The organism is Pseudomonas sp. C321, assembly GCF_055407105.1.
The window spans coordinates 1-1,995 of the sequence record NZ_JBUZRB010000025.1 but is presented as its reverse complement, the minus strand read 5'-3'; the positions used below and the strand labels follow the sequence as shown (position 1 = coordinate 1,995).

General features: G+C 53.6%; 1 protein-coding gene and 1 pseudogene. One reads left to right on the top strand and one right to left on the bottom strand.

Annotated elements, in window-relative coordinates; translation table 11 throughout:
- Nucleotides 1-112 precede the first annotated feature (112 nt).
- Nucleotides 113-330, bottom strand: a pseudogene (locus ACZRJ6_RS26185) (sigma factor); the annotation flags it as partial.
- 288 nt (nucleotides 331-618) lie between these two features.
- Between ACZRJ6_RS26185 and ACZRJ6_RS26180 the strand changes: the two are divergent.
- Nucleotides 619-1,995: methyl-accepting chemotaxis protein (locus ACZRJ6_RS26180; protein ID WP_463970661.1), on the top strand; the 1,377-nt coding region annotated here is incomplete at its 3' end.

Genomic DNA, 1,995 nt, shown 5'->3' with positions numbered 1-1,995 from the left:
AGAGTAGGTCATCGTCAAGATTAAATTCCGAAACCCCATTTGCGAAAGCAGATGGGGTTTTGTTTTGGGCGCTCGAAAAGTATGAGCGAGCGCCTGCCATATGTTCTCCTCTCTGAGCTTCGGCACTTGGAGCCAGTGCTTGGGGTAAATGCGCGATGGATTCCAGGTAGGCACGCTCGATTTCTTTGCGACGCCAGTGGCCGATCACCAACTCCTTGGCAGTCGTGCGCAAAAAGGCTCACGTGCCTTCAGTTAGAATCGCTCGGTTTTCTGCAACAGAGGGACAAAGGTGTCCTAGGTCAAGTCGGCCGCATCTGCGGCATTGTCCAATCAACTGCGCAGCCAACCGTAGTTGTTGCTGTAAAGCGTCTGTATTGCACACTCGAGAGATGGCATTGACAAAGGCCTGGTCAGTATCCCGAGCCGTTACCATTGGTCGGTTTTTCACATTAAAATAGTATGTGTCTCACAAATCCTTAAGTTTTATCCGGACGAGGCCGAAAGCCTAATGAGCCATGCGCGCACCGAAATAGAGTGGTCGAAGAGTCCGCCTATACCGTTACATGGAAAGTTGCATCCAGCACGCTCACTCACTTTTGGCAAAAAGAAGTCGATGAAATGAATCTCAAATTCAGTCATAAAATTCTGTTGGCCGCGTCAGGCGTTGTGGTTCTGGCCTTCGCGTTATTCACGCTGTACAACGACTATCTGCAACGCAGCACCATCAAACAAAACCTGGAGTCGTCCATCCAGCAGTCAGGCGATCTGACGGCCAGCAGCGTGCAGAACTGGCTCAGTGGCCGGGTGCTGGTCCTGGAAACGCTTGCGCAAAATATGGCCTATCAAGGCAGCAGTGCCGACCTGCCAGGGTTGGTCGATCAATCGGCTTTCACGTCGAACTTCCAGTACACCTACGTTGGCCAAACCAATGGCGTCTTCACCCAGCGTCCTGACGAGAAAATGCCGGATGGTTACGATCCGCGTCAGCGCTCCTGGTACAAGCAAGCGGTCGCCGCGGACAAGACCATGCTCACGCCGCCCTATATGGATATAGCCGGTGTGGGTGGCTTGATCGTTACCATCGCCATGCCGGTCAAGAAGCACGGTGAACTGCTCGGTGTGGTAGCTGGTGACTTGAGCCTGCAAACCCTGGTGAAGATCATTAACTCGGTGGATTTCGGCGGTATCGGTCATGCGTTTTTGGTTAGCGGCGACGGTCAGATCATCGCTAGCCCGGACAAGGACCATGTGATGAAAAATCTCAAGGACATCTACCCAGGTACCAATGTCCGCATCGAGAAGGGCAATCAGGATGTGCTCCTCAAGGGTCAGGATCGAATTCTGTCGTTTACCCCGATCAGCGACTTGCCGAATGCAGACTGGTACATCGGTCTGTCGATCGACAAAGACAAAGCCTACGCACAGCTGGGTAAATTCCGTACGTCTGCCTTGATCGCTATGTTCATCGCTGTCACGGCGATTGCCGTTCTATTGAGCTTGCTGATCCAGGTGTTGATGCGCCCGCTGACCACCATGGGCCGCGCCATGCAGGATATCGCCCAGGGCGAGGGTGATTTGACCCGACGCCTGGCCGTAGAAAGCAAAGACGAATTTGGTGAACTGGGCAGCGCCTTCAACCAGTTCGTCGAGCGAATTCACGCATCGATTTCCGAAGTTTCCTCGGCGACGCGTCAAGTGAATGATCTGTCCCAGCGAGTAATGGCATCATCCAACGCGTCGATTATCGGTTCCGATGAACAGAGCGCTCGCACCAACAGTGTGGCCGCTGCGATTAACGAACTGGGTGCTGCCACTCAGGAAATCGCCCGCAACGCCGCCGATGCATCGCAACACGCCAGCGGTGCCAGTGAGCAAGCTGATGACGGTCGCAAAGTGGTGGAAAAAACCATTCTGGCAATGTCGGAGTTGTCGCAGAAAATCAGCCTGTCCTGCACCCAGATTGAAAACCTGAATGCCAGCACCGATAACATTGGC